Source organism: Pseudomonas sp. LB1P83 (genome assembly GCF_054897885.1).
On record NZ_CM142709.1, the window covers coordinates 4980224 to 4999178 of the forward strand.

General features: G+C 56.3%; 17 protein-coding genes and 1 tRNA gene. 9 read left to right on the forward strand and 9 right to left on the reverse strand.

All coding sequences use genetic code 11. The features are described 5' to 3' along the window. Positions 1–85: 85 nt before the first annotated feature. From secF to queA, 5 genes are all read right to left on the reverse strand, one after another. Positions 86–1000, reverse strand: a complete 915-nt coding sequence (secF, locus tag ACYZTY_RS22735; protein ID WP_131059387.1) for a protein translocase subunit SecF — start codon at positions 998–1000, stop codon at positions 86–88. Positions 1001–1009: 9 nt separating this feature from the next. After that, positions 1010–2878, reverse strand: coding sequence for a protein translocase subunit SecD (gene secD, locus ACYZTY_RS22740; protein WP_461955569.1), 1869 nt, complete (start codon positions 2876–2878; stop codon positions 1010–1012). 63 nt (positions 2879–2941) lie between these two features. Further along, positions 2942–3280 carry a preprotein translocase subunit YajC gene (gene yajC / locus ACYZTY_RS22745; RefSeq protein WP_109634621.1) on the reverse strand — a complete coding sequence of 113 codons (339 nt, stop codon included), beginning with the start codon at positions 3278–3280 and terminating at the stop codon, positions 2942–2944. A 43-nt stretch (positions 3281–3323) separates the two neighbouring features. Next, entirely contained in the window at positions 3324–4439 is a 1116-nt protein-coding gene (gene tgt, locus ACYZTY_RS22750; RefSeq protein ID WP_461959380.1) for a tRNA guanosine(34) transglycosylase Tgt, read from the reverse strand. A 14-nt stretch (positions 4440–4453) separates the two neighbouring features. After that, positions 4454–5503 carry a tRNA preQ1(34) S-adenosylmethionine ribosyltransferase-isomerase QueA gene (gene queA / locus ACYZTY_RS22755; RefSeq protein WP_461955570.1) on the reverse strand — a complete coding sequence of 350 codons (1050 nt, stop codon included), beginning with the start codon at positions 5501–5503 and terminating at the stop codon, positions 4454–4456. 107 nt (positions 5504–5610) lie between these two features. Here queA and ACYZTY_RS22760 point away from each other — a divergent pair. From ACYZTY_RS22760 to ACYZTY_RS22780, 5 genes are all read left to right on the forward strand, one after another. Beyond that, positions 5611–5695 (forward strand) — tRNA-Leu (locus ACYZTY_RS22760). 163 nt (positions 5696–5858) lie between these two features. Then, on the forward strand, positions 5859–7172 hold the full coding sequence (locus ACYZTY_RS22765) for a tyrosine-type recombinase/integrase (protein ID WP_461955571.1): 1314 nt from the start codon (positions 5859–5861) through the stop codon (positions 7170–7172). Positions 7173–8174: 1002 nt separating this feature from the next. Beyond that, entirely contained in the window at positions 8175–9155 is a 981-nt protein-coding gene (locus ACYZTY_RS22770) for an integrase domain-containing protein (protein ID WP_461955572.1), read from the forward strand. Further along, complete coding sequence (locus ACYZTY_RS22775) at positions 9152–9382, forward strand: hypothetical protein (protein WP_461955573.1); 231 nt, start codon at positions 9152–9154, stop codon at positions 9380–9382. The genes ACYZTY_RS22770 and ACYZTY_RS22775 overlap by 4 nt, the downstream gene beginning before the upstream one ends. 353 nt (positions 9383–9735) lie before the next feature. Beyond that, positions 9736–10668, forward strand: coding sequence for a GGDEF domain-containing protein (locus ACYZTY_RS22780; RefSeq protein ID WP_461955574.1), 933 nt, complete (start codon positions 9736–9738; stop codon positions 10666–10668). 393 nt (positions 10669–11061) lie between these two features. On the opposite strand, the gene ACYZTY_RS22785 is transcribed toward ACYZTY_RS22780, so the two are convergent. Both ACYZTY_RS22785 and ACYZTY_RS22790 read right to left on the reverse strand, forming a co-directional pair. Continuing rightward, complete coding sequence (locus tag ACYZTY_RS22785; RefSeq protein WP_461955575.1) at positions 11062–12012, reverse strand: alpha/beta fold hydrolase; 951 nt, start codon at positions 12010–12012, stop codon at positions 11062–11064. 62 nt (positions 12013–12074) lie between these two features. Next, complete coding sequence (locus ACYZTY_RS22790; RefSeq protein ID WP_461955576.1) at positions 12075–13280, reverse strand: MFS transporter; 1206 nt, start codon at positions 13278–13280, stop codon at positions 12075–12077. Positions 13281–13386: 106 nt separating this feature from the next. Here ACYZTY_RS22790 and ACYZTY_RS22795 point away from each other — a divergent pair, with 106 nt between their 5' ends. Continuing rightward, positions 13387–14016, forward strand: a complete 630-nt coding sequence (locus ACYZTY_RS22795; protein WP_461955577.1) for a TetR/AcrR family transcriptional regulator — start codon at positions 13387–13389, stop codon at positions 14014–14016. 125 nt (positions 14017–14141) lie between these two features. Here the strand turns inward: ACYZTY_RS22795 and ACYZTY_RS22800 are convergent, their stop codons facing one another. Next, the gene (locus ACYZTY_RS22800) at positions 14142–15332 is read right to left on the reverse strand and encodes an MFS transporter (protein ID WP_461955578.1); all 1191 of its coding nucleotides are present in this window, start codon (positions 15330–15332) and stop codon (positions 14142–14144) included. A gap of 112 nt (positions 15333–15444) precedes the next feature. On the opposite strand from ACYZTY_RS22800, the gene ACYZTY_RS22805 reads away from it, so the two are divergent. From ACYZTY_RS22805 to ACYZTY_RS22815, 3 genes are all read left to right on the forward strand, one after another. Continuing rightward, positions 15445–15870 carry a winged helix-turn-helix transcriptional regulator gene (locus tag ACYZTY_RS22805; RefSeq protein WP_461955579.1) on the forward strand — a complete coding sequence of 142 codons (426 nt, stop codon included), beginning with the start codon at positions 15445–15447 and terminating at the stop codon, positions 15868–15870. Between the two features lie 426 nt (positions 15871–16296). Continuing rightward, a complete protein-coding gene (locus ACYZTY_RS22810; RefSeq protein ID WP_461955580.1) occupies positions 16297–16563 on the forward strand; it encodes a hypothetical protein in 267 nt (88 codons plus the stop codon). After that, positions 16564–16734 carry a hypothetical protein gene (locus tag ACYZTY_RS22815; RefSeq protein WP_461955581.1) on the forward strand — a complete coding sequence of 57 codons (171 nt, stop codon included), beginning with the start codon at positions 16564–16566 and terminating at the stop codon, positions 16732–16734. Between the two features lie 540 nt (positions 16735–17274). On the opposite strand, the gene ACYZTY_RS22820 is transcribed toward ACYZTY_RS22815, so the two are convergent. Further along, positions 17275–18897 carry an acyl-CoA synthetase gene (locus ACYZTY_RS22820; RefSeq protein WP_461955582.1) on the reverse strand — a complete coding sequence of 541 codons (1623 nt, stop codon included), beginning with the start codon at positions 18895–18897 and terminating at the stop codon, positions 17275–17277. Between the last annotated feature and the right edge of the window lie 58 nt (positions 18898–18955).

Sequence of the window (18955 nt, forward strand, 5' to 3'; positions counted from 1 at the left end):
GCGCTTCTCCCAGCCTTGGAGCATAAAAAAAGGCGCGAGTTCAACTCGCGCCTTTTTCGGCTGACAGCTGGAAAAGCGATGGCCGTTATGGACGGTCGTCGACTTCCTTATCGGTAGCCACTGTAGGAATCAGATCTTCAGTACTCAGGTTCAGCCAGATCAGCACGACGTTGGCGATGTAGATCGACGAGTAGGTACCTGCCAACACACCGATAAACAGCGCGATGGAGAAGCCGAACAGGTTGTCGCCACCAAAGAACAACAGGGCCGCGATCGCCAGCAAGGTGGAGATCGACGTCGCCATGGTCCGCAACAGGGTTTGCGTGGTCGAGATGTTGATGTTCTCGATCAGGCTGGCCTTGCGCAGCACACGGAAGTTCTCACGAACCCGGTCGAATACCACGATGGTGTCGTTGAGCGAGTAACCAATGATCGCCAGTACCGCCGCCAGCACCGTCAGGTCGAAGGTGATCTGGAAGAACGAAAGGATACCGATGGTCACGATCACGTCGTGGATCAGCGAAACGATGGCACCGACCGCGAACTTCCACTGAAAGCGGAAAGCCAGGTAGATCAGGATGCCGCCCAGCGCCATCAGCATGCCGAGGCCGCCCTGGTCGCGCAGCTCTTCACCCACCTGCGGGCCGACGAACTCGACGCGCTTGACCGTCGCCGGGTTGTCGCCGCCGACTTTCAGCAGCGCTTCTGCCACTTGATGACCCAGCTGCGGGTCTTCACCCGGCATGCGCACCAGCAAATCGGTAGTCGCACCGAAGCTCTGCACGATTGCCTCGTGATAACCCGAAGTGGTCAGTTGCTCACGCACCTTGGTGACATCGGCCGGACGCTCATAGGTCAGCTCGATAAGCGTACCGCCGGTGAAGTCCAGGCCCCAGTTCATGCCCTTGGTGGCGACGCTGAACAAAGCCAGCACGGTAAGGAACAATGTGACGCCGAACGCAAAGTTGCGAACGCCCATGAAGTTGATTGTACGTAACATGGCAGCCCCTTAAATCCACAACTTCTTGAAGTCACGACCGCCGAAGATCAGGTTGACCATCGCGCGGGTCACCATGATGGCCGTGAACATCGAGGTAAAGATCCCGAGGGACATAGTCACTGCGAAACCTTTGACTGGACCGGTGCCCATCGCAAAGAGAATCCCGCCGACCAACAGTGTTGTCAGGTTGGCGTCGAGAATCGCGGTGAATGCCCGGCCGAAGCCTTCGTTGATTGCCCGCTGTACGGTCATGCCCGCCGCGATCTCTTCACGAATCCGCGAGAAGATCAGTACGTTGGCGTCGACCGCCATACCCATGGTCAATACGATACCGGCGATACCCGGCAGGGTCAGCGTTGCACCCAGCAGCGACATCAGGGCCAGCAGCAGCACCATGTTCACTGCCAGAGCGACAGTGGCGATGATGCCGAAGAAGCGGTAGATGGCGATGATGAACAGCGAGACAAACAGCATGCCCCACAGCGACGCATCGATACCTTTGACGATGTTGTCCGCACCCAGGCTCGGGCCAATGGTGCGCTCTTCAGCGAAGTACATCGGAGCCGCCAGACCACCGGCACGCAACAGCAGCGCCAGTTCGGACGACTCGCCCTGACCGTTCAGGCCAGTGATGCGGAATTGAGCACCCAGCGGCGACTGAATGGTCGCCAGACTGATGATCTTCTTCTCTTCTTTGAAGGTTTGAACCGGAACGTCTTTCTCGACGCCGTTAACCATTTGCTTGACGTAAGTGGTGACAGGACGTTGCTCGATGAAGATCACCGCCATGCTGCGACCGACGTTGCTGCGCGTCGCACGACTCATCAGCTCGCCACCATGGCCATCCAGACGGATGTTCACTTCCGGCGTGCCTTGCTCACCGAAGCCAGCTTTGGCATCGGTAACCTGGTCACCGGTGATGATCAAGCCACGCTCGATCTGTGCCGGGGGACGATTGCCTTCACGAAATTCGAAGCTTTCCGAGGTGGCTTTCGACGCACCCGGCTCAGCCGCCAGACGGAACTCAAGGTTGGCCGTCTTGCCGAGGATACGCTTGGCTTCTGCGGTGTCCTGCACGCCCGGCAGCTCAACCACGATGCGGTTGGCGCCCTGACGCTGAACGATCGGTTCGGCAACACCCAGCTCGTTGACGCGGTTACGTACCGTGGTCAAGTTCTGCTTGATGGAGTATTCGCGGATTTCCGCCAGCTTGGCCGGGGTCATCGCCAGACGAAGCACCGGTTGACCATTGAGGTCGGCCGGAACAATGTCGAAATCGTTGAAGTTCTTGCGGATCAGCGTGCGGGCTTGCTCGCGAGCGGCTTCATCGGTGAAGCCCAACTGAATGGCACCGTCGATTTGCGGCAGGCTGCGATAGCGCAGTTTCTCTTTACGCAACAGGCTCTTCACATCGCCTTCGTACACTTTCAAGCGTGCGTCGAGGGCTTTGTCCATGTCCACTTCGAGCAGGAAGTGCACACCACCGGACAAGTCCAGACCCAGCTTCATCGGGTGCGCGGCGAGGCTGCGCAGCCATTGCGGGGTGGTTTGCGCCAGGTTCAGTGCAACGACGTAGTCATCACCCAATGCCTTGCGCACGACGTCTTTGGCCGGCAGCTGGTCTTCAGCCTTGGTCAGACGAATCAGACCGCCCTTGCCATTCTCAGCCAGAGTGGCCGCCTTGACGCTGATCCCGGATTCCTTGAGCGCAACGCTCACACGATCCAGATCAGCCTGATTGACTTGCAGCGCAGTGCTTGCACCGCTGACCTGAATGGCCGGGTCATCAGGATATAAATTGGGAGCGGAATAAATCAGACCGACCGCCAGCACCGCCAGGATCAGAATGTATTTCCACAGAGGGTATTTGTTCAGCATCACGCCGCCCGCTTATGACGCGGGGCGCCTTGCGCGCCCCGTCGATTGAGTAGAAGTTGAAACTTAGATCGCTTTCAGCGTGCCTTTTGGCAGCGTGGCGGCAATGGCGCCTTTCTGGAATTTCATTTCGACGGTGTCGGAAACTTCCAGAACAACGAAGTCGTCGGACACTTTGGTGATCTTGCCGGCGATACCACCGGTGGTCACAACTTCGTCACCTTTTTGCAGGCTGCCCAGCAGGGTTTTCTGCTCTTTGGCGCGCTTGGCCTGTGGACGCCAGATCATCAGGTAGAAGATGACCAGGAAACCGACCAGGAAAATCCACTCGAAACCGCCACCCATTGGGCCGGCAGCAGCCGGTGCAGCAGCGTCAGCCATGGCATTAGAGATAAAAAAGCTCATTTAGCACTCCAGTTGCAAATGTTGAATCTTGGGGTCAGAAAACTCAGTCCAAAGGCGGAACAGGTAACCCGCGTTTGGCGTAGAAGGCATCGACAAAGGCGGCCAATGTACCCTGTTGAATAGACTCGCGCAAACCAGCCATAAGCACCTGGTAATGGCGCAAATTGTGGATGGTATTCAACATGCTACCCAGCATTTCGCCGCACTTGTCCAGATGGTGCAGATAAGCACGGGAGAAGTTCTGGCAGGTGTAGCAATCGCAAGTCGGATCGAGCGGCGAATCATCATGGCGATGGAACGCGTTACGGATCTTCAGCACGCCTGTATCAATGAACAGATGCCCATTGCGGGCATTACGGGTTGGCATCACGCAATCGAACATGTCCACACCGCGGCGCACACCCTCAACCAGATCTTCCGGTTTGCCAACGCCCATAAGGTAACGAGGTTTGTCAGCCGGCATCTGGCCTGGCAGGTAATCCAGCACCTTGATCATCTCGTGCTTGGGTTCGCCCACCGACAGACCGCCAATGGCCAGGCCATCGAAGCCGATCTGGTCGAGGCCTTCCAGGGAGCGCATGCGCAGGTCCTGGTGCATGCCGCCCTGAACGATACCGAACAGCGCCGCCGTGTTGTCGCCATGGGCTTCTTTCGAACGCTTGGCCCAACGCAACGACAGCTCCATGGAAATACGCGCGACGTCTTCATCCGCCGGGTACGGCGTGCATTCGTCGAAAATCATCACGATGTCCGAGCCTAGGTCACGCTGGACCTGCATCGACTCTTCCGGGCCCATGAACACTTTGGCGCCATCCACAGGAGAGGCGAAGGTCACGCCCTCCTCCTTGATCTTGCGCATCGCGCCCAGGCTGAACACCTGAAAACCGCCGGAGTCGGTCAGAATCGGGCCTTTCCACTGCATGAAATCGTGCAGGTCGCCGTGCTTCTTGATCACTTCGGTGCCAGGACGCAGCCACAAGTGAAAGGTGTTGCCCAGAATGATTTCCGCGCCGGTCGCGGTGATATCCCGCGGCAGCATGCCCTTGACGGTGCCGTACGTGCCCACCGGCATGAACGCCGGGGTCTCGACGGTACCGCGTGGGAAGGTCAAACGACCGCGACGAGCCTTGCCGTCAGTAGCAAGCAACTCAAACGACATACGACTTTGGCGACTCATTCTTTGTCCTCAGGGCCACGTGGTGCGGGATTACGGGTGATAAACATCGCATCACCGTAGCTGAAAAAGCGGTATTGATGCTCGACGGCGGCTTTATAAGCGGCCATGGCTTCGGGATAACCGGCGAACGCCGAAACCAGCATTAACAGCGTGGATTCGGGCAAATGGAAGTTAGTGACCAGGGCATCGACCACATGAAACGGCCGGCCCGGGTAGATAAAGATGTCAGTGTCGCCACTGAACGGCTTGAGCACGCCATCACGCGCGGCACTTTCCAGGGAACGCACGCTGGTGGTCCCCACGGCGATCACCCGACCACCACGAGCGCGGCAAGCCGCTACGGCATCGACCACGTCCTGGCCGACTTCCAGCCATTCGCTGTGCATGTGGTGATCTTCGATCTTCTCGACGCGCACCGGCTGGAACGTGCCAGCGCCGACGTGCAAGGTCACAAACGCCGTCTCGACGCCCTTGGCGGCAATCGCCTCCATCAGCGGCTGATCGAAATGCAGCCCCGCCGTCGGCGCCGCCACCGCGCCCAGGCGCTCGGCGTACACCGTCTGATATCGCTCGCGGTCCGAGCCTTCATCCGGGCGGTCTATATAAGGAGGCAACGGCATGTGCCCGACGCGATCGAGCAGCGGCAACACCTCTTCGGCGAACCCCAACTCAAACAACGCATCGTGACGAGCCAGCATCTCGGCTTCGCCACCACCGTCGATTAGGATCTTCGAACCCGGCTTCGGCGACTTGCTGGACCGCACATGGGCCAGCACGCGATGACTGTCGAGCACCCGCTCCACCAGGATTTCCAGCTTGCCGCCGGACGCCTTCTGGCCAAACAGCCGCGCCGGAATCACCCGGGTATTGTTGAACACCATCAAATCGCCGGGACGCAAATGCTCCAGCAAATCAGTGAATTGACGGTGTGCCAGGGCGCCGCTGACCCCATCAAGGGTCAACAGGCGACTGTTGCGACGCTCGGCCAAAGGGTGGCGAGCAATCAGCGAATCAGGGAGTTCGAAAGTAAAGTCAGCAACGCGCATGATGGGGTTCGTCTAGCAGGGGCCGGAAGTCTAGCCGAAATAGTGAAAATTCTCTATGTACCTGATTGACCGACGGTAATCTCATCTCTATACTTCGCCGCCATTGAGCCCTGATGGCGGAATTGGTAGACGCGGCGGATTCAAAATCCGTTTTCGAAAGGAGTGGGAGTTCGAGTCTCCCTCGGGGCACCATTTGCAGTACATAGACGACTACCAGCGTCTACGCAACACCCCTAGAGCCCGCTAACTGCGGGGTTTTTGGTCTCTGGGGTTCTACCCCCATCTCTTGCAAGCCAGCCTCTTTTTGGTACATTTTCTGTACATATTCCAGTTCGAGAACCGGAGGTGTACAGCAATGCCATTGACCGCCTTGCAAATCAAAGCGTCCAAGCCTGCCGACAGACCGTTCACCTTAAGTGATAGTTCGGGTCTTGCCCTGCTGGTGAAACCCAACGGAAGCAAGTACTGGCACTTCCGGTACACCTATCAGGGTCGAGCGGCGCGCATGTCACTGGGCGTGTATCCGCATATCTCCTTGCAGGAAGCTCGTGAACGAGCTGCAGAATGCCGCAACCTACTCAAGCAAGGCACTAACCCCGGCACCAAACGCCGCGATGACAAACTGCGGCAGCAGGAGGCCGGGCTCAACACCTTCAGGCGAGCAGCGGAGTACTGGTACCAATTCAAAGCGGACTCCGGCCGCAGCCCCGCGACGTTGAAGAAGATCCGCGACTATCTCGATAAAGATCTACTGCCCGCTCTCGGCGAGAAGCAACTGGAGCTCATTACTCGAAGCGACTGCGCAAAACTGCAGGCCTGCATCGAAAAACGAGGCGCCTTCAATGTTGCGGATAAGACCCGGACCTGGCTTAAACAGATTTTCAGTCAAGCCATTGCACGCGGCCTGTGCGAGCACAATCCGGCCTCCGAACTCCATGCCATTGCGATAGCTCCACCGCCCACTCAACACTACCCACATCTGCACGAACACGAACTACCTGAGTTTCTCCATGCCTTAAGCAAGACCACCAGCCGGCTACCAGCGAGGATTGCGTCATGGATGACAATTCTGACGGCTAGCCGCCCCGGCATGGTTCGCTATGCAAAATGGGAAGAGATCGATTTCGAGGAAGGGATATGGACCATCCCGGCCGCCCGCATGAAGATGCGTAGAGATTACGTCAGCCCTCTACCTCATCAATTGATCGCCATGCTCATCAAACTGAATCAAAGCACTGGACGCAGCCGGTATCTATTCCCTGGCAATGGTGAAAAGCAGCCAGTCATCAGTGAAAACACGATCAACCTGGTGTTCGCCAAGATCGGCTACAAAGGACGACTCGTCAGCCATGGCACTCGTCATACCGCAAGCACGCTGCTGCGCGAACATGGCTGGCTGAAGGATCATGTCGAAAGCCAACTGGCTCACGTCGAGGGCGGCATCTCCGGCGAGTACAACCAAGCCCTATACCTATCGCAACGTCGGATCATGATGCAGTGGTATGCGGACTATCTCGATGCTCTCAAAGAAGGCATTACAGCCAACCTTCGCGATCAATTTGATACTCGCGTTAATCAGTTCCTCGCGCGTCCTTCTGCACCGCCTCTAACAGCATCCCATGCACACAAAGATGATCACCTCCAAAAGTTGCCTATCGAGACAGACTAAGCGGCGATTCAGTGATCACATGACGCCTCACCAATTCGACCCGATCGGCGACAACATCATCGCCTTGCAAAACTACCGTGGCGCATTCCAACACTGGTAAGCCGGTGAGATCTCCACAGTTAGCCTTCCACGCGGGTCCATCCAAACAGGGCTGCAAAGCCGCCCTGCTTGGATGGACCTCACTTAAAAAACCTAAAGCCCATACAGCTGTCTGTGGAAAACCACTGATTTCCACCGGTGGATAATTTCATCCACAGCCGCGGAACTCCGAAAAATTCGAGCCTTGACCCGAATTATCCACAGGCGTAGAAAAGATCGGGCAAAGCGCTGTCGTTGACAGCAACCCAGGTAGCCAGGACCTTTAAGGCTATGCCACACCGTGGTGGTTCTCCCAAAGTGCGATTAGCGTCCGGCGGCTCGCACGCTCACAGCGATGTGATGGATGCCTACTTTTACCAGTGCGCCCACTGCGGCAACCCAACCCCTTTCATAGCTGCTCTGCAGCAACCTATCCGCCTGGCCATTTCCTTGCGCCAATCTGCGCCCGTCTCTTTCTCCCGGAAAGAGACGGGCGCTCCTACCGCTGCTGCAGCCCACCTCGTACAAGGCTTTGCGGCATTCCCCCTCGTGACAATCTGCGTGACAAACACCGAAGTCACCAGCAACAGCAATGCAGATGATGGTGCCGCAGCCCACGGAATGGACTGCACCTGACTGACAGTCAGGCACGCCCCGGTCATCGCCTCACTCCTTCACCCAACTCAGTATCTCGCGGCGCTGGTCTCGTCAGCCAGTGCAGCCTCCACCCGCCCACCTCCTCGGAAGTGCTTAGGAGGCTAGATCATGAGATGCCCAAGCTCCCGGTCGTAAAGAGCCGTCAGTCCCGCGTTAGTGGACAACCCTCACAGGTCGCAGGGGCCTTGATCCCTGATAACACTCAACATCCATGGCGGGATGACGTGGGGAAGGTTTCAAAGGTTTGGCTTCGAGAGGAGTTTGGTCATGGGATTTGTAGGTAGGCGGGATGGACGCAATTTTGGCTATGGGCGACAACTGAGTTATGCCGGGCCGCAGGCACTGAAAGATCTATTTGGTGGCGGGCATTACTGCACAGTCAAGGCGCACAGTGATCGGTGGCAGGCGTTTGTGCGCTGGTGTCGCTCGGAGGATGGGCCGGGGGTTAACAATGCGCGGAAAATTGATCGGAAGACCTTGTTGGACTACGCCGAACATCTGCGCCAGCAAGTTGAACAAGGTGAGCTCGCCATCGCCACTGCGCAAAACCGATTGTCCAGCGTCAACCGGACCATGGCCGCGCTTCGCGGTGATCAGCATGTGAAAGTGCCGAGCCCGAGTAAGGCGCTGGGAATGCGGCGCACCACTGTTCGTCGTTCAGTGCCGCAAGGCCAAGACCGCGAACAGGTGAACCGGATCGTAGAGGTGCTTTGCGAAAACCAGGCGCCGCGCGTCGCGGCCATCGCTCAGTTAGCGCGAGCCACCGGTATGCGTTTGCGTGAGGCGATTTTGGCCGACCTTCCTCGACTGCAACGGGAAGCCGAGCAACTCGGGAGGATCAACATCCAGGACGGCACCAAAGGTGGCCGCGGCGGAGCAACAGCACCTCGCTGGATCATGGTGGATAACCATGTTCGCGAAGCACTCAGATATGCCGAGCAGGTCTTACCGCTTGGCAGCCGCAACCTACTAGCACCGAACGAAAGCTACCTTGATTTCCAACGGGGAATCGTCCGCCCCGCACGGGAGGTCCTCCATACGCACAACCTCAAAGGCTTCCACGAATTGCGGGCAGCCTATGCGTGCGAACGCTACGAGCAAATCACCCAGCATCTCGCACCCATCAACGGTGGCAGGCGCCACCAACTCGACCGACGCCTCGATCAGGAGGCCCGAGTGCAAATCAGCTATGAACTCGGACACAGTCGTATCGACGTAGTGTCGGCTTACATTGGTGGTCGAGTATGAGCACGGCATTCGATATGGAACTGTTCCTGTCAGGCGTCCTGACCGGGTCGCATACCACACGCCAACGCCACCTTCGTCAGGCAAAGACTATCCAAACAGCAATCGCTGAGCGCTGGCAATGCGACAATCCATGGACTTGGCAGAGAAAACACCTTGCGTGGTTTTTGAATCACCATCTAAACCAGCGCACTGAATCGACGCGCTATTACTATTTGCTGACCATGTAATTACTCACTCATCGTCTAGGAAAATCCTGGCAGTTCAACCCCTAAGCGAAGGTCAGAAAACGGCCAAAAGCTGCCGGTCACCAAGCGGTCGCGCGAAAAAGAAGTGACCAGTTAAGCCTTTATTACTGATGCCCTAATGCAGGTCATTTCTGACGCAATCAGCCAGCCAAGGCCTTTTCTGCGGAACTTTTGACTGAAATCAATCGCAACGGCTATCGAAAGCATAAAAAACAGACATTGTATTTTTCCAACGACTACACTTACACATTAAGCAAGTTAATTAATTGTGCTATCTAGATGTTATACCGTTTTAAAATAGCGCTTCTCCATTCAATCCTACTAACGGAATTTGCATGAAGATTGAAATTCTTAAACAGGCAGTTATGGATTCTCGAGATGGCATCACCATCTCCGATAATTGTATCGACGACAATCCGCTGATTTTTGTAAATCCTGCGTTTGAGCGCATGACCGGTTACTCGTTTGAAGAAATCACTAACATTAACTGCCGATACCTACAAAAAAACGATCAAGAACAGCCTGAACTTGAAATAGTTCACAACGCCGTTAAAAACGGTGAGCACTGCCTCGTAACCTTGCGAAACTACCGCAAGGATGGATCGATGTTTTGGAATGAGCTAAGCATATCTCCAATTCATGATGAAAATGGAGTTGTAACCAATTTTTTAGGTATACAAAAAGATATAACGCCTCGCATACTAATACAACAGCAACTTCGCGACGAGCATCAGTCCCTAGAGGAAATGAAAGCACACTTCGAACAACTATCCATAAAAGATGGGCTGACAGGCATTTACAATCGTCGTTTTTTTGATACGCAGTTCGAAATTCAATGTAAAATTGCACGCCGCAACAGCGACTCATTGACTCTTGCCATGATTGATGTCGATAACTTCAAGTCATTCAATGATATTTATGGGCATCAGGCTGGCGACGAAGCATTAATACGTGTCGCTGATAGTTTGAATAAGTCTTTCCAGCGAGGTTCTGATTTTGCAGCCAGGTATGGCGGTGAAGAATTTGTAATTCTTTCCAACGGCATGACGAAAGACCAATCAACTCGGTACGTCGAAACTCTATGCCAACTAGTGCGAGACTTGAGAATACCGCACTCCGCTTCCAGCACAGGATACTTAACTATAAGCGTTGGTTTTTCATTACATACATTTGACCCACTGCAACCAGATAACGTACTACTGGCCCGAGCCGATAAAGCTCTCTATATAGCTAAAGAACGAGGTAGAAACCAATTTTTTAATCTTTAGGTTTTGTAGGGAATTCTAGAAAATGGCCATTGCTCAACATCATGTAGCGCCCTAAAAGCCTGTTTGAGGGGCGCCTAGGTCCGTTTGCGGCTGGCAGAAATCGACCTAGGCTGTGTGAAAATGCATGCACCGTTTTGTAGTCTGGGTTGCTACGTAAAATCTGCCAGGGTTTGGTTAGTCAGCAGACCTGAAGTTTGCGTAGGAACGCGTCGTTCGTTCCGATTCTGACTTCCAGACTGCTCTCAAACGTTTTCACACAGCCTAGACCCATAGCTGCCGGTGACGAAAGGCAGAAATCGGCCAAAAGCCGACATTGGCGAAATCCCGGACTCAGCTCACATCGGTGGCCGCCGCGTTTCAAATAGCAGCCACCTCACACATCAAGAACATCCGTCAGTTATTCAAGAATTTGACCACCAGAGGATTCAATTCAGCGGAGCATTCCTCCGGCAACCAGTGCCCACAATTAGGCAAGACTTGGCCTTCTACATTGGTCGCGTACTCTTTCATCTGATCCACTTGAAATTGCCCCATTCCGCCGTGCCCTCCACCGCCGATTGCCAGCACGGGCATGTTCAGGAGAGTCTTTGACAGCTCGACGTTTTCAGTGACCGATTGGTTAAGCGCTCGGTAGTATTCAAACGACGCGTTCAGCGTATGGGGCTTGGCGTACGACTTGGCGTAAAGATCGAGCAGCTCAGGCGTAAAAGCATCCTTGTTGGTCGCGTGTTCTTTGATGAAGTGCGAGAGAAACAACTTTTCATGCCCTGTGATCAACTTTTCGGCCAATTGGTTGCCAGCGGCAAAGAAGCTGAAATGCCAGACCAGCGACTCACCCTGTGGTGAGAATGCCGGAAAATCGTAAATACGCTTGTCGGGAATCGGTGCCTCCATGTAGACCAGTTTCCTTATCTGACTTTGGTGGGTTACTGCCATGGGATAGGTGTTCCAGATACCGATGTCATGCGCAACCAAGTCAAACGGCTGGTTGCCGCTTAGCTGAGTCGCGAGGGCGAACAGATATTTCGAGACGTCAGTGCCGGTGTAACTGGTCTTGGGCGGTTCCGACTCGCCCAGGCCCGGTAAATCCACCGCAACGACGGTGTGAGTCTTCGCGAGTTCGGGCATCAAGCTGTGCCACTCATACCAGGCTTGACCAAATCCGTGGACCAGGTAAACCAAAGGCCCGGAACCGCCCTTCACATAGTGGAGCTTGACGCCGTCTATGGTTTTGAATTCACTCTTGAATCCCGCTGGAACAGGAAACTCTGCCGCTTGAGCCAAGCATGGCAAAGCCAGGGTGATTGCGACGGCTGCGAGGGCCAATCTAAAGCGCTTTTTCATTTTATTTCTCCATCGTGTTATGACTGAAAATTACGACCATGCGCAGGCGTGCTATCCCACGATCAATGACCGTGGATCGCCTGGGTGGTGTGCCGTTGACCTTGGGGAAAACCATGCGCCCGTGCCCGAAATGCAATGGCCAGGCTGATCAATAGCAACGCCAGCAACACGCCCGCAAATGCACTCGTTCCCCATTGGCCGAGTAACACGCCACCCAGCAGTCCACCGCCTGCAATAGCGCTGTTCCAGACCACTACGTTCATGGAGAGCGCAACGTCTGAGCCCTTGCCTGCGGCGTCGGCGAGTGCTGTTTGCAGCAGGGTGGCCGCGCCACCAAAGGTCAGCCCCCAAATGAAGACACCCACGTAAATGGCCGCGGCGGAGCCTGAGAACACTCCAAGGAAAATCGAAACCGCTGCGAATGTCGCAAGGCTGGCCAGCACGGTTGTCCGCAGGTGCCGGTCTACCAGTCGGCCCGTGAGCCAGATACTCGCAAGCGCCGCGACACCGAATGTGAGCAATACCAAATCGACGTCACTGTTCAGCCCAGCCTTGGAAACGAAGGGCGCGACATAGGTGTAAAGAATGTTGTGGGCCAGCATCCAGGTGAAGACGACAGCCAATACCGAGCGGACGCCTGGGGTGAAAAACACCTGACGTAACGGCATGCGCTGTGAGGATGATTGGCCTGGGTAATCCGGCACTTTGATCAGCACCCAAACGATCAATACCAGGGTCAAGCCGGACATCAACCCAAAGGCCATGCGCCAGCCCATGAATCCACCCAGCCAGGTTCCCATCGGCACACCCAACGACAACGCGATGGGCGTACCCACCATCGCCACCGCCAATGCGCGCCCCTGCAAATGAGGGGCGACCATGCGCCGTGCATAGCCCGTGATAAGGCTCCAGGCCAGCCCCGCTGAAACCCCGGCGAAAAACCGTGCGATCAGCGTCAACCAGTAATCGGAAGACAGCGCTGTGAGGGTGTTGAATACCAGGAAGCCGACAATCGTCAGCAGCAGTACCGTCCTTCGGCGCCAGCTTTGCGTGGCAATGGTCAGCGGGATTGCCGCCAGCAACGACCCCAACGCATAGACAGTCACCATCTGTCCGGCCAGAGACGCAGAGACACCCAGGCCACTGCCAATTTCGGGCAGCAAGCCCGCTGGCAAGGTCTCGGTGACAATGCAAATGAAACCCGTCATCGCCAGTGCAAGTAATGCCCCAAGCGGAAGTTTTTCGCTCTGTCGCTCATCTGTAGTCATTTTTCACCTCACATATATACCGATCGGTATAATATTGGGGGTGTACCGCGATCTAGTCAACGACTTATATATCGATTAGTATTTAAGTGATCGGAAGGAGGTTCATATGGCACAGATGGGACGTCCACGCACCTTTGACCGTAGCGTGGCGATTACTCAGGCGATGCATTTGTTCTGGGAGCACGGCTATGACGCAACATCACTCAGCCAGCTCAAGGCAAATATCGGCGGCGGCATCACCGCACCCAGCTTCTACGCTGCATTCGGCTCAAAGCAGGCGCTGTTCAATGAAGTGATGGAACGTTATCTGAACACCCACGGACGGGTGACCGATAGCCTGTTTGACACCACGTTCCCCCCGAGAGAGTCGATCGAACTCACGCTGCGGCGCTCCGCGAAAATGCAGTGTGAGCCCGACCACCCGACAGGATGCCTGGTGGCGCTGGGTCTGCTGAGTGCCTGCACGGATGAAAGCAAAGCCATCTCCCAGCCGCTGGCTAACGCAAGATCCTTGAACCGTGCAGGGATCGTGGCGTGTGTCGAACGCGCTATCGCATACGGGGAGCTGCGACCAACGGTTGTGCCCGAGGCATTGGCCACGGTGTTTGACAGCTTTCTTCTGGGAATTTCGGTACTGGCCCGAGACGGTGTGCCACTCAAACAAATAGACGACGCCGTGACGCAAATCATGACTTTATGGGATGCGTCGTGTATCGATCGTCCGGCTATTGGTTGATCGTGCTTTGCACCATGTCGAAACCAATTCCGAATATAGCGTCCAGCGCTTGTTCCGGCGCATGAACAATATCGGTCGGGACTCGACGCACGCTTTTACTAACGATTGTTCGCTTGTTTATTTGCTCAACCCGCAGAAGGCGCAAGGCCTCCCTTGCGCTTGGCAAGATGAGCAACGGTGAGCCCGCCAGAAGCCAACGCCAGCAGCAATGCACAAGTTGACAGAATCCCGCCTACCCAATTCGGCGCTGCATAACCGAAGCCCTGGGCGATCACCCAACCGCCCAGCCAGGCGCCGATCGCGTTGCCTAGATTGAACAACCCGATGTTCACGGACGCCGCGAGGTTGGGCGCCCCGGCGGCGCGCGCCTTGTCCATCACCAGACGCTGAATCGGCGACACACTGGCAAAGCCGAATCCGGCCATCAGGAACACACACAAGGCCGACGCAACGCGGCTTTCCACGACGAAGAAAAACGCGAACAGCACCAGCGCCTGCCCCGCCAAGGTCACGTACAACAACGGCATCAAGGCGCGGTCGGCCAGTTTGCCACCCAGCAAGTTGCCTATGAACAGTCCCAGGCCAAACAGAAAGAGGACACCCGTTACACCGTGGTCGGTGTAGCCCGACAACTCCGTCATCATGGGCGATATGTAGGTGATTGCTGTGAAAAATGCGGCAGGCCCGAGCACGGTAATGCCCATCGCCAGCAAAACTTGTACGTCTATGAAAGCTGAAAACTCGTGACGCAAACTGGGAGCCTTGTGTTGCTTACCCTTCGGCACCAGCAATGCCACGGCTAGCATCGCCACGACACCGATCACCGTGATCGCCAGAAAGGTTGCGCGCCAAGACACCATCTGCCCCAGCCAAGTACCGGCGGGCGTGCCGATCAGATTGGCCAGCGTCAGCCCGCTGAACATGAAGGCAATGGCGCTGGTGCGACGGTTAGGTGCCACTAGCTCTGAAGCGAGGATCGAGCCGATGCCGATAAAGGCGCCATGGGTCAGCGAAGTGACGACTCGACCGGTCAGGGCCCAGGCAAAGGTCGGCGCGAGCGCGGTCAATAGATTGCCCACGATGAAGAATCCCATGAGCGACACCAGCATGGTTTTCTGAGGCAACCTCGCGCCCAGAATGATCAGCAGCGGCGCGCCTACAAACACCCCCAGTGCATAGCTGGTCGCCATATAGGCAGCAGCGGGTATGGAAAGGTCGAACTCGGCAGCGATCCCGGGTAGCAAACCGACGATGACGAACTCGGTGACACCAATGCCGAACGTAGCAATGGCCAGAGCCCAAATGGCAGCAGGCATGAAAAGTCCCTCTCAATTGAAGTGCAAAGTTGATAGGGGACTCTATAGGCATAGAACCTAATAGGAAATTAGGTACTATCAAGGGACATAGATACCAATTGGTAACCATAAAATGCCGAAAATCGATGATATTCACTTGGTGTTTGACGCCAACTGCGCGCCACGCAGGGTCATGGGCCTATTCGCCGTCAAGTGGGTCAGTATCGTGCTGCACGCACTCGATCGCTGGCCGGGTGGACGTTGTCGCACTGGGCAATTACAGAGGGCGTTGCCCGGTATTTCCAAGAAAATGCTGGTGCAGACACTGCGCGACGTGGAGGCGCGAGGACTGGTAACACGCCATGTTCATAGCGTGGTGCCACCCAAGGTGGAATACGCATTAACGCCGCTGGGCAAAACTTTCGCCGAAGCAGTGGAAATGCTTTATCGCTGGGGAGAGGAACACCAAGAGGCCCTGGACGAACTGGAAACCAATATGGCCAGCGCTCAGGCACTCATCGAAGCATCTGGCGACGAGCCAGCGTCGGAGAAAAACTGACCAGCGATGTCCTGAATTTCTTAGCTGAGCGCAGAAGGCCTTCGTAAACCTCACAACCCATGGCCTTGCGGCTGTAAATATCCTCGATGTAGAGGGGCGTGCGCTGGGCTGTTGCCCAGCGTCTTGCCGTTCGATCGCGCTCAAGGCATAGCACAGTAGTTCACGTTCAAGCTGCTGGATGCTTTTTTTGTCATTGCAAGACTGTTCGCGTCCAACCCTCCACTGGTTCTGAACACGTTGCCCCCCCACTCCCAACCTTCCCCTGCTGCGGCTTATGCAGGGACATACGGCATGCATGCAACTTGACATGCGGAGCGTATGCCAAATAATATAAACACATACGCCGCGTATGAATTGCCTGGCGCACGGACAGATATCTTCAACCGAAGACAACCCACCCCAATGCGCAAGCAATCAGGAGTATTTATGATCGACAGCCTCGCGGGATACCAGTCGCCGTCCATGATTACCGACCCGGCAACCCGGGAATCTCTCAATGCGTTTATCAAGAAGGTTCTGCAGGGGTTTTCCACCCCTGGCTCGGACGTCGCCAAGTACTTCGCCGATCCGGACGTCGCGATCGCCGGCTCCGGCCTGGACGAGTACTTCATGGGCGCCGAGGCAGTGCAGAATGGAGTGACTTGGGTGACCACCTTGAACATCCGCTGGGAACCACGGCTTGTGGTGTCCTAGATGCGCGGAGACATTGCCTGGGCGCAGATCCGCATCGACGGCCACACGCTTGAAAACGAAGAGCCAACGATCGTCCAATATGTGGCGACCGGAGTCTTTCAGCGCAATGCTGACGATTGGACCTGGCTGTATTGGGGCGGCGGCGAACCGCAGAAAGCAGCGCGGCTGTAGTCAGCCAGACCTGCGGGTCCAAAAGGTCCCCAAGCCCTTTGCTGCAGCCCGTTAATTGTTGATCGCTGCCCTCAGTCGTCAATCAATCGAATGGATTGCAGCGAACGGTTCAATCAACTGCTGATCTTGATTTTCCGCCCCTGTTTATCAGCCCGCCATCGGGATTGCACCGGAGGCCACAGATGCCTTTTTTCAGAACATATCCCTTCCATCTCGACAATGCTGCTCTCGAGAAGCATTGCCGACCCGCCGATTTTTTTGCCTGCGATACCTTGTTGCAAGAGGATGCCGGCGCGCCTGACGCTACGCAGTCCAATGAACCCTGCGAATTACCGACCTCCCCCGCCCGACCACGACAAGGTCCACAAGCAGTATCACCTGATTGCGGCTGAACGATAGCGGGATGTTCCGGACACTCGGGGGAACCATGAGAGCCGAGCCGGCATGTCCCCAGCCCTGCTCCGTTGCCATACCGGCATGGGCCGATCCCGGCGATGGGCAACATACGATCCACGCAGGTGTTTCCAAGGGGCGCGCTTTTCAGAGTGCCTTGGCCGTATCGCGCAGCAAATACTTCTGGATCTTGCCCGTCGAGGTTTTCGGCAGCTCGCCGAACACCACGGTTTTGGGCAGCTTAAAACCCGCCAGATGCTCACGGCAGAACTGAATGACGTCAGCCTCTCGCGTGTCCTCATGCCCGACTTTAAGCGTGATAAACGCGCAGGGTGTTTCGCCCCATTTGTCATCCGGGCGCGCAACCACTGCCGCTTCCAGGACCGCCGGGTGGCGATAGAGGACGTCTTCAACTTCGATGGTGGAAATGTTCTCGCCGCCGGAGATGATGATGTCCTTGAGGCGATCCTTGATTTCGACATAGCCGTCGGGGTGCTGAACCGCCAGGTCGCCGGTATGGAGCCAGCCGCCCTTGAAGGCTTCGGCCGTGGCTTCGGCGTTTTTCAGATAGCCCTTCATTACCGTATTACCGCGCATGAAAATCTCACCCAGGCTGGTCCCGTCGCAAGGCACAGGTTCCAGGGTTCGCGGGTCGGCGACCATCAGCCCTTCGAGGGTTGGGTAGCGTACGCCCTGGCGTGACTTGATCTTCGCTCGCTCGTTCAGCGGCTGTTCATCCCACTGCGCGTGCCAGGCGCAAACCGTCACCGGACCGTAAACCTCGGTCAGGCCATAAACGTGGGTGATCTTGATGCCCATTTCCTCGACCGCGCCAATCACCTTGGCCGGTGGCGCCGCGCCCGCCACCATGGCGCTGACCGGATGATCGATGTCGGTCTTGGCCGAATCCGGCAGGTTGACCAGCGCGTTGAGGACGATGGGCGCACCGCACAGATGGCTGACGCGATGCTCGTGAATCAGTGTAAGGATTTTTTGCGGATCGACCCGACGCAGGAACACATGCGTGCCGGCCACCGCGGTGACGGTCCACGGATAGCACCAGCCATTGCAGTGGAACATCGGTAAGGTCCATAGATAAACCGGATGGTTGCCCATGGCCCAAGTCATCTGATTACCCAAGGAATTGAGGTAAGCGCCACGGTGGTGATAAATCACGCCCTTGGGATTGCCGGTAGTGCCGGAGGTGTAGTTGAGGGAGATGGCTTGCCACTCGTCCTCGGGCCATTGCCAGGCAAACTGCGGGTCGCCTTCAAGGAGGAACGCTTCGTAGTCCAGTGCGCTGACGGCACTGCCTTCGCCGTACTCAGGATCGTTCACATCCACCACCAGCGGCGGATTGGAAAGCCCACTCAAAGCCTCACGGATCACCGCGTGGAACTCACGGTCTGTGATCAACACCTTGGCCTCGCCGTGTTCCAGCATGAAGGCAATGGCCTGCGCATCCAGGCGTATATTCAGGGTATTGAGCACCGCACCGATCATCGGCACACCAAAGTGCGCTTCGAGCATGGCCGGGATGTTGGGCAGCATGACCGCCACCGTATCGCCCTTGCCGATCCCGCGCCCGTGCAGGGCGCTGGCCAGGCGTCGGCAGCGTTCATAAGTTTGTTGCCAGTTGCGCCGTACAGCGCCATGGATCACCGCCGGATACTGACCGTAGACGCAGGCAGTACGCTCGATGAAGCTCAGCGGCGAGAGGGCAATATGGTTGACTGACGAGGGCGCCAGGCCCGTTTCGAAAATCGACATGAGGTTGTCCTGTGGGGAAGTCGCCATGCGTGTAGCGATGCTGGCAACTTCCGATGGC

Excerpts from the sequence above, each read along its gene's own strand:
- secF (WP_131059387.1), bottom strand. The coding sequence starts at position 1,000 with ATGTTACGTACAATCAACTTCATGGGCGTTCGCAACTTTGCGTTCGGC.
- secD (WP_461955569.1), bottom strand. The coding sequence starts at position 2,878 with ATGCTGAACAAATACCCTCTGTGGAAATACATTCTGATCCTGGCGGTG.
- yajC (WP_109634621.1), bottom strand. The coding sequence starts at position 3,280 with ATGAGCTTTTTTATCTCTAATGCCATGGCTGACGCTGCTGCACCGGCT.
- tgt (WP_461959380.1), bottom strand. The coding sequence starts at position 4,439 with ATGTCGTTTGAGTTGCTTGCTACTGACGGCAAGGCTCGTCGCGGTCGT.
- queA (WP_461955570.1), bottom strand. The coding sequence starts at position 5,503 with ATGCGCGTTGCTGACTTTACTTTCGAACTCCCTGATTCGCTGATTGCT.
- ACYZTY_RS22765 (WP_461955571.1), top strand. The coding sequence starts at position 5,859 with ATGCCATTGACCGCCTTGCAAATCAAAGCGTCCAAGCCTGCCGACAGA.
- ACYZTY_RS22770 (WP_461955572.1), top strand. The coding sequence starts at position 8,175 with ATGGGATTTGTAGGTAGGCGGGATGGACGCAATTTTGGCTATGGGCGA.
- ACYZTY_RS22775 (WP_461955573.1), top strand. The coding sequence starts at position 9,152 with ATGAGCACGGCATTCGATATGGAACTGTTCCTGTCAGGCGTCCTGACC.
- ACYZTY_RS22780 (WP_461955574.1), top strand. The coding sequence starts at position 9,736 with ATGAAGATTGAAATTCTTAAACAGGCAGTTATGGATTCTCGAGATGGC.
- ACYZTY_RS22785 (WP_461955575.1), bottom strand. The coding sequence starts at position 12,012 with ATGAAAAAGCGCTTTAGATTGGCCCTCGCAGCCGTCGCAATCACCCTG.
- ACYZTY_RS22790 (WP_461955576.1), bottom strand. The coding sequence starts at position 13,280 with ATGACTACAGATGAGCGACAGAGCGAAAAACTTCCGCTTGGGGCATTA.
- ACYZTY_RS22795 (WP_461955577.1), top strand. The coding sequence starts at position 13,387 with ATGGCACAGATGGGACGTCCACGCACCTTTGACCGTAGCGTGGCGATT.
- ACYZTY_RS22800 (WP_461955578.1), bottom strand. The coding sequence starts at position 15,332 with ATGCCTGCTGCCATTTGGGCTCTGGCCATTGCTACGTTCGGCATTGGT.
- ACYZTY_RS22805 (WP_461955579.1), top strand. The coding sequence starts at position 15,445 with ATGCCGAAAATCGATGATATTCACTTGGTGTTTGACGCCAACTGCGCG.
- ACYZTY_RS22810 (WP_461955580.1), top strand. The coding sequence starts at position 16,297 with ATGATCGACAGCCTCGCGGGATACCAGTCGCCGTCCATGATTACCGAC.
- ACYZTY_RS22815 (WP_461955581.1), top strand. The coding sequence starts at position 16,564 with ATGCGCGGAGACATTGCCTGGGCGCAGATCCGCATCGACGGCCACACG.
- ACYZTY_RS22820 (WP_461955582.1), bottom strand. The coding sequence starts at position 18,897 with ATGTCGATTTTCGAAACGGGCCTGGCGCCCTCGTCAGTCAACCATATT.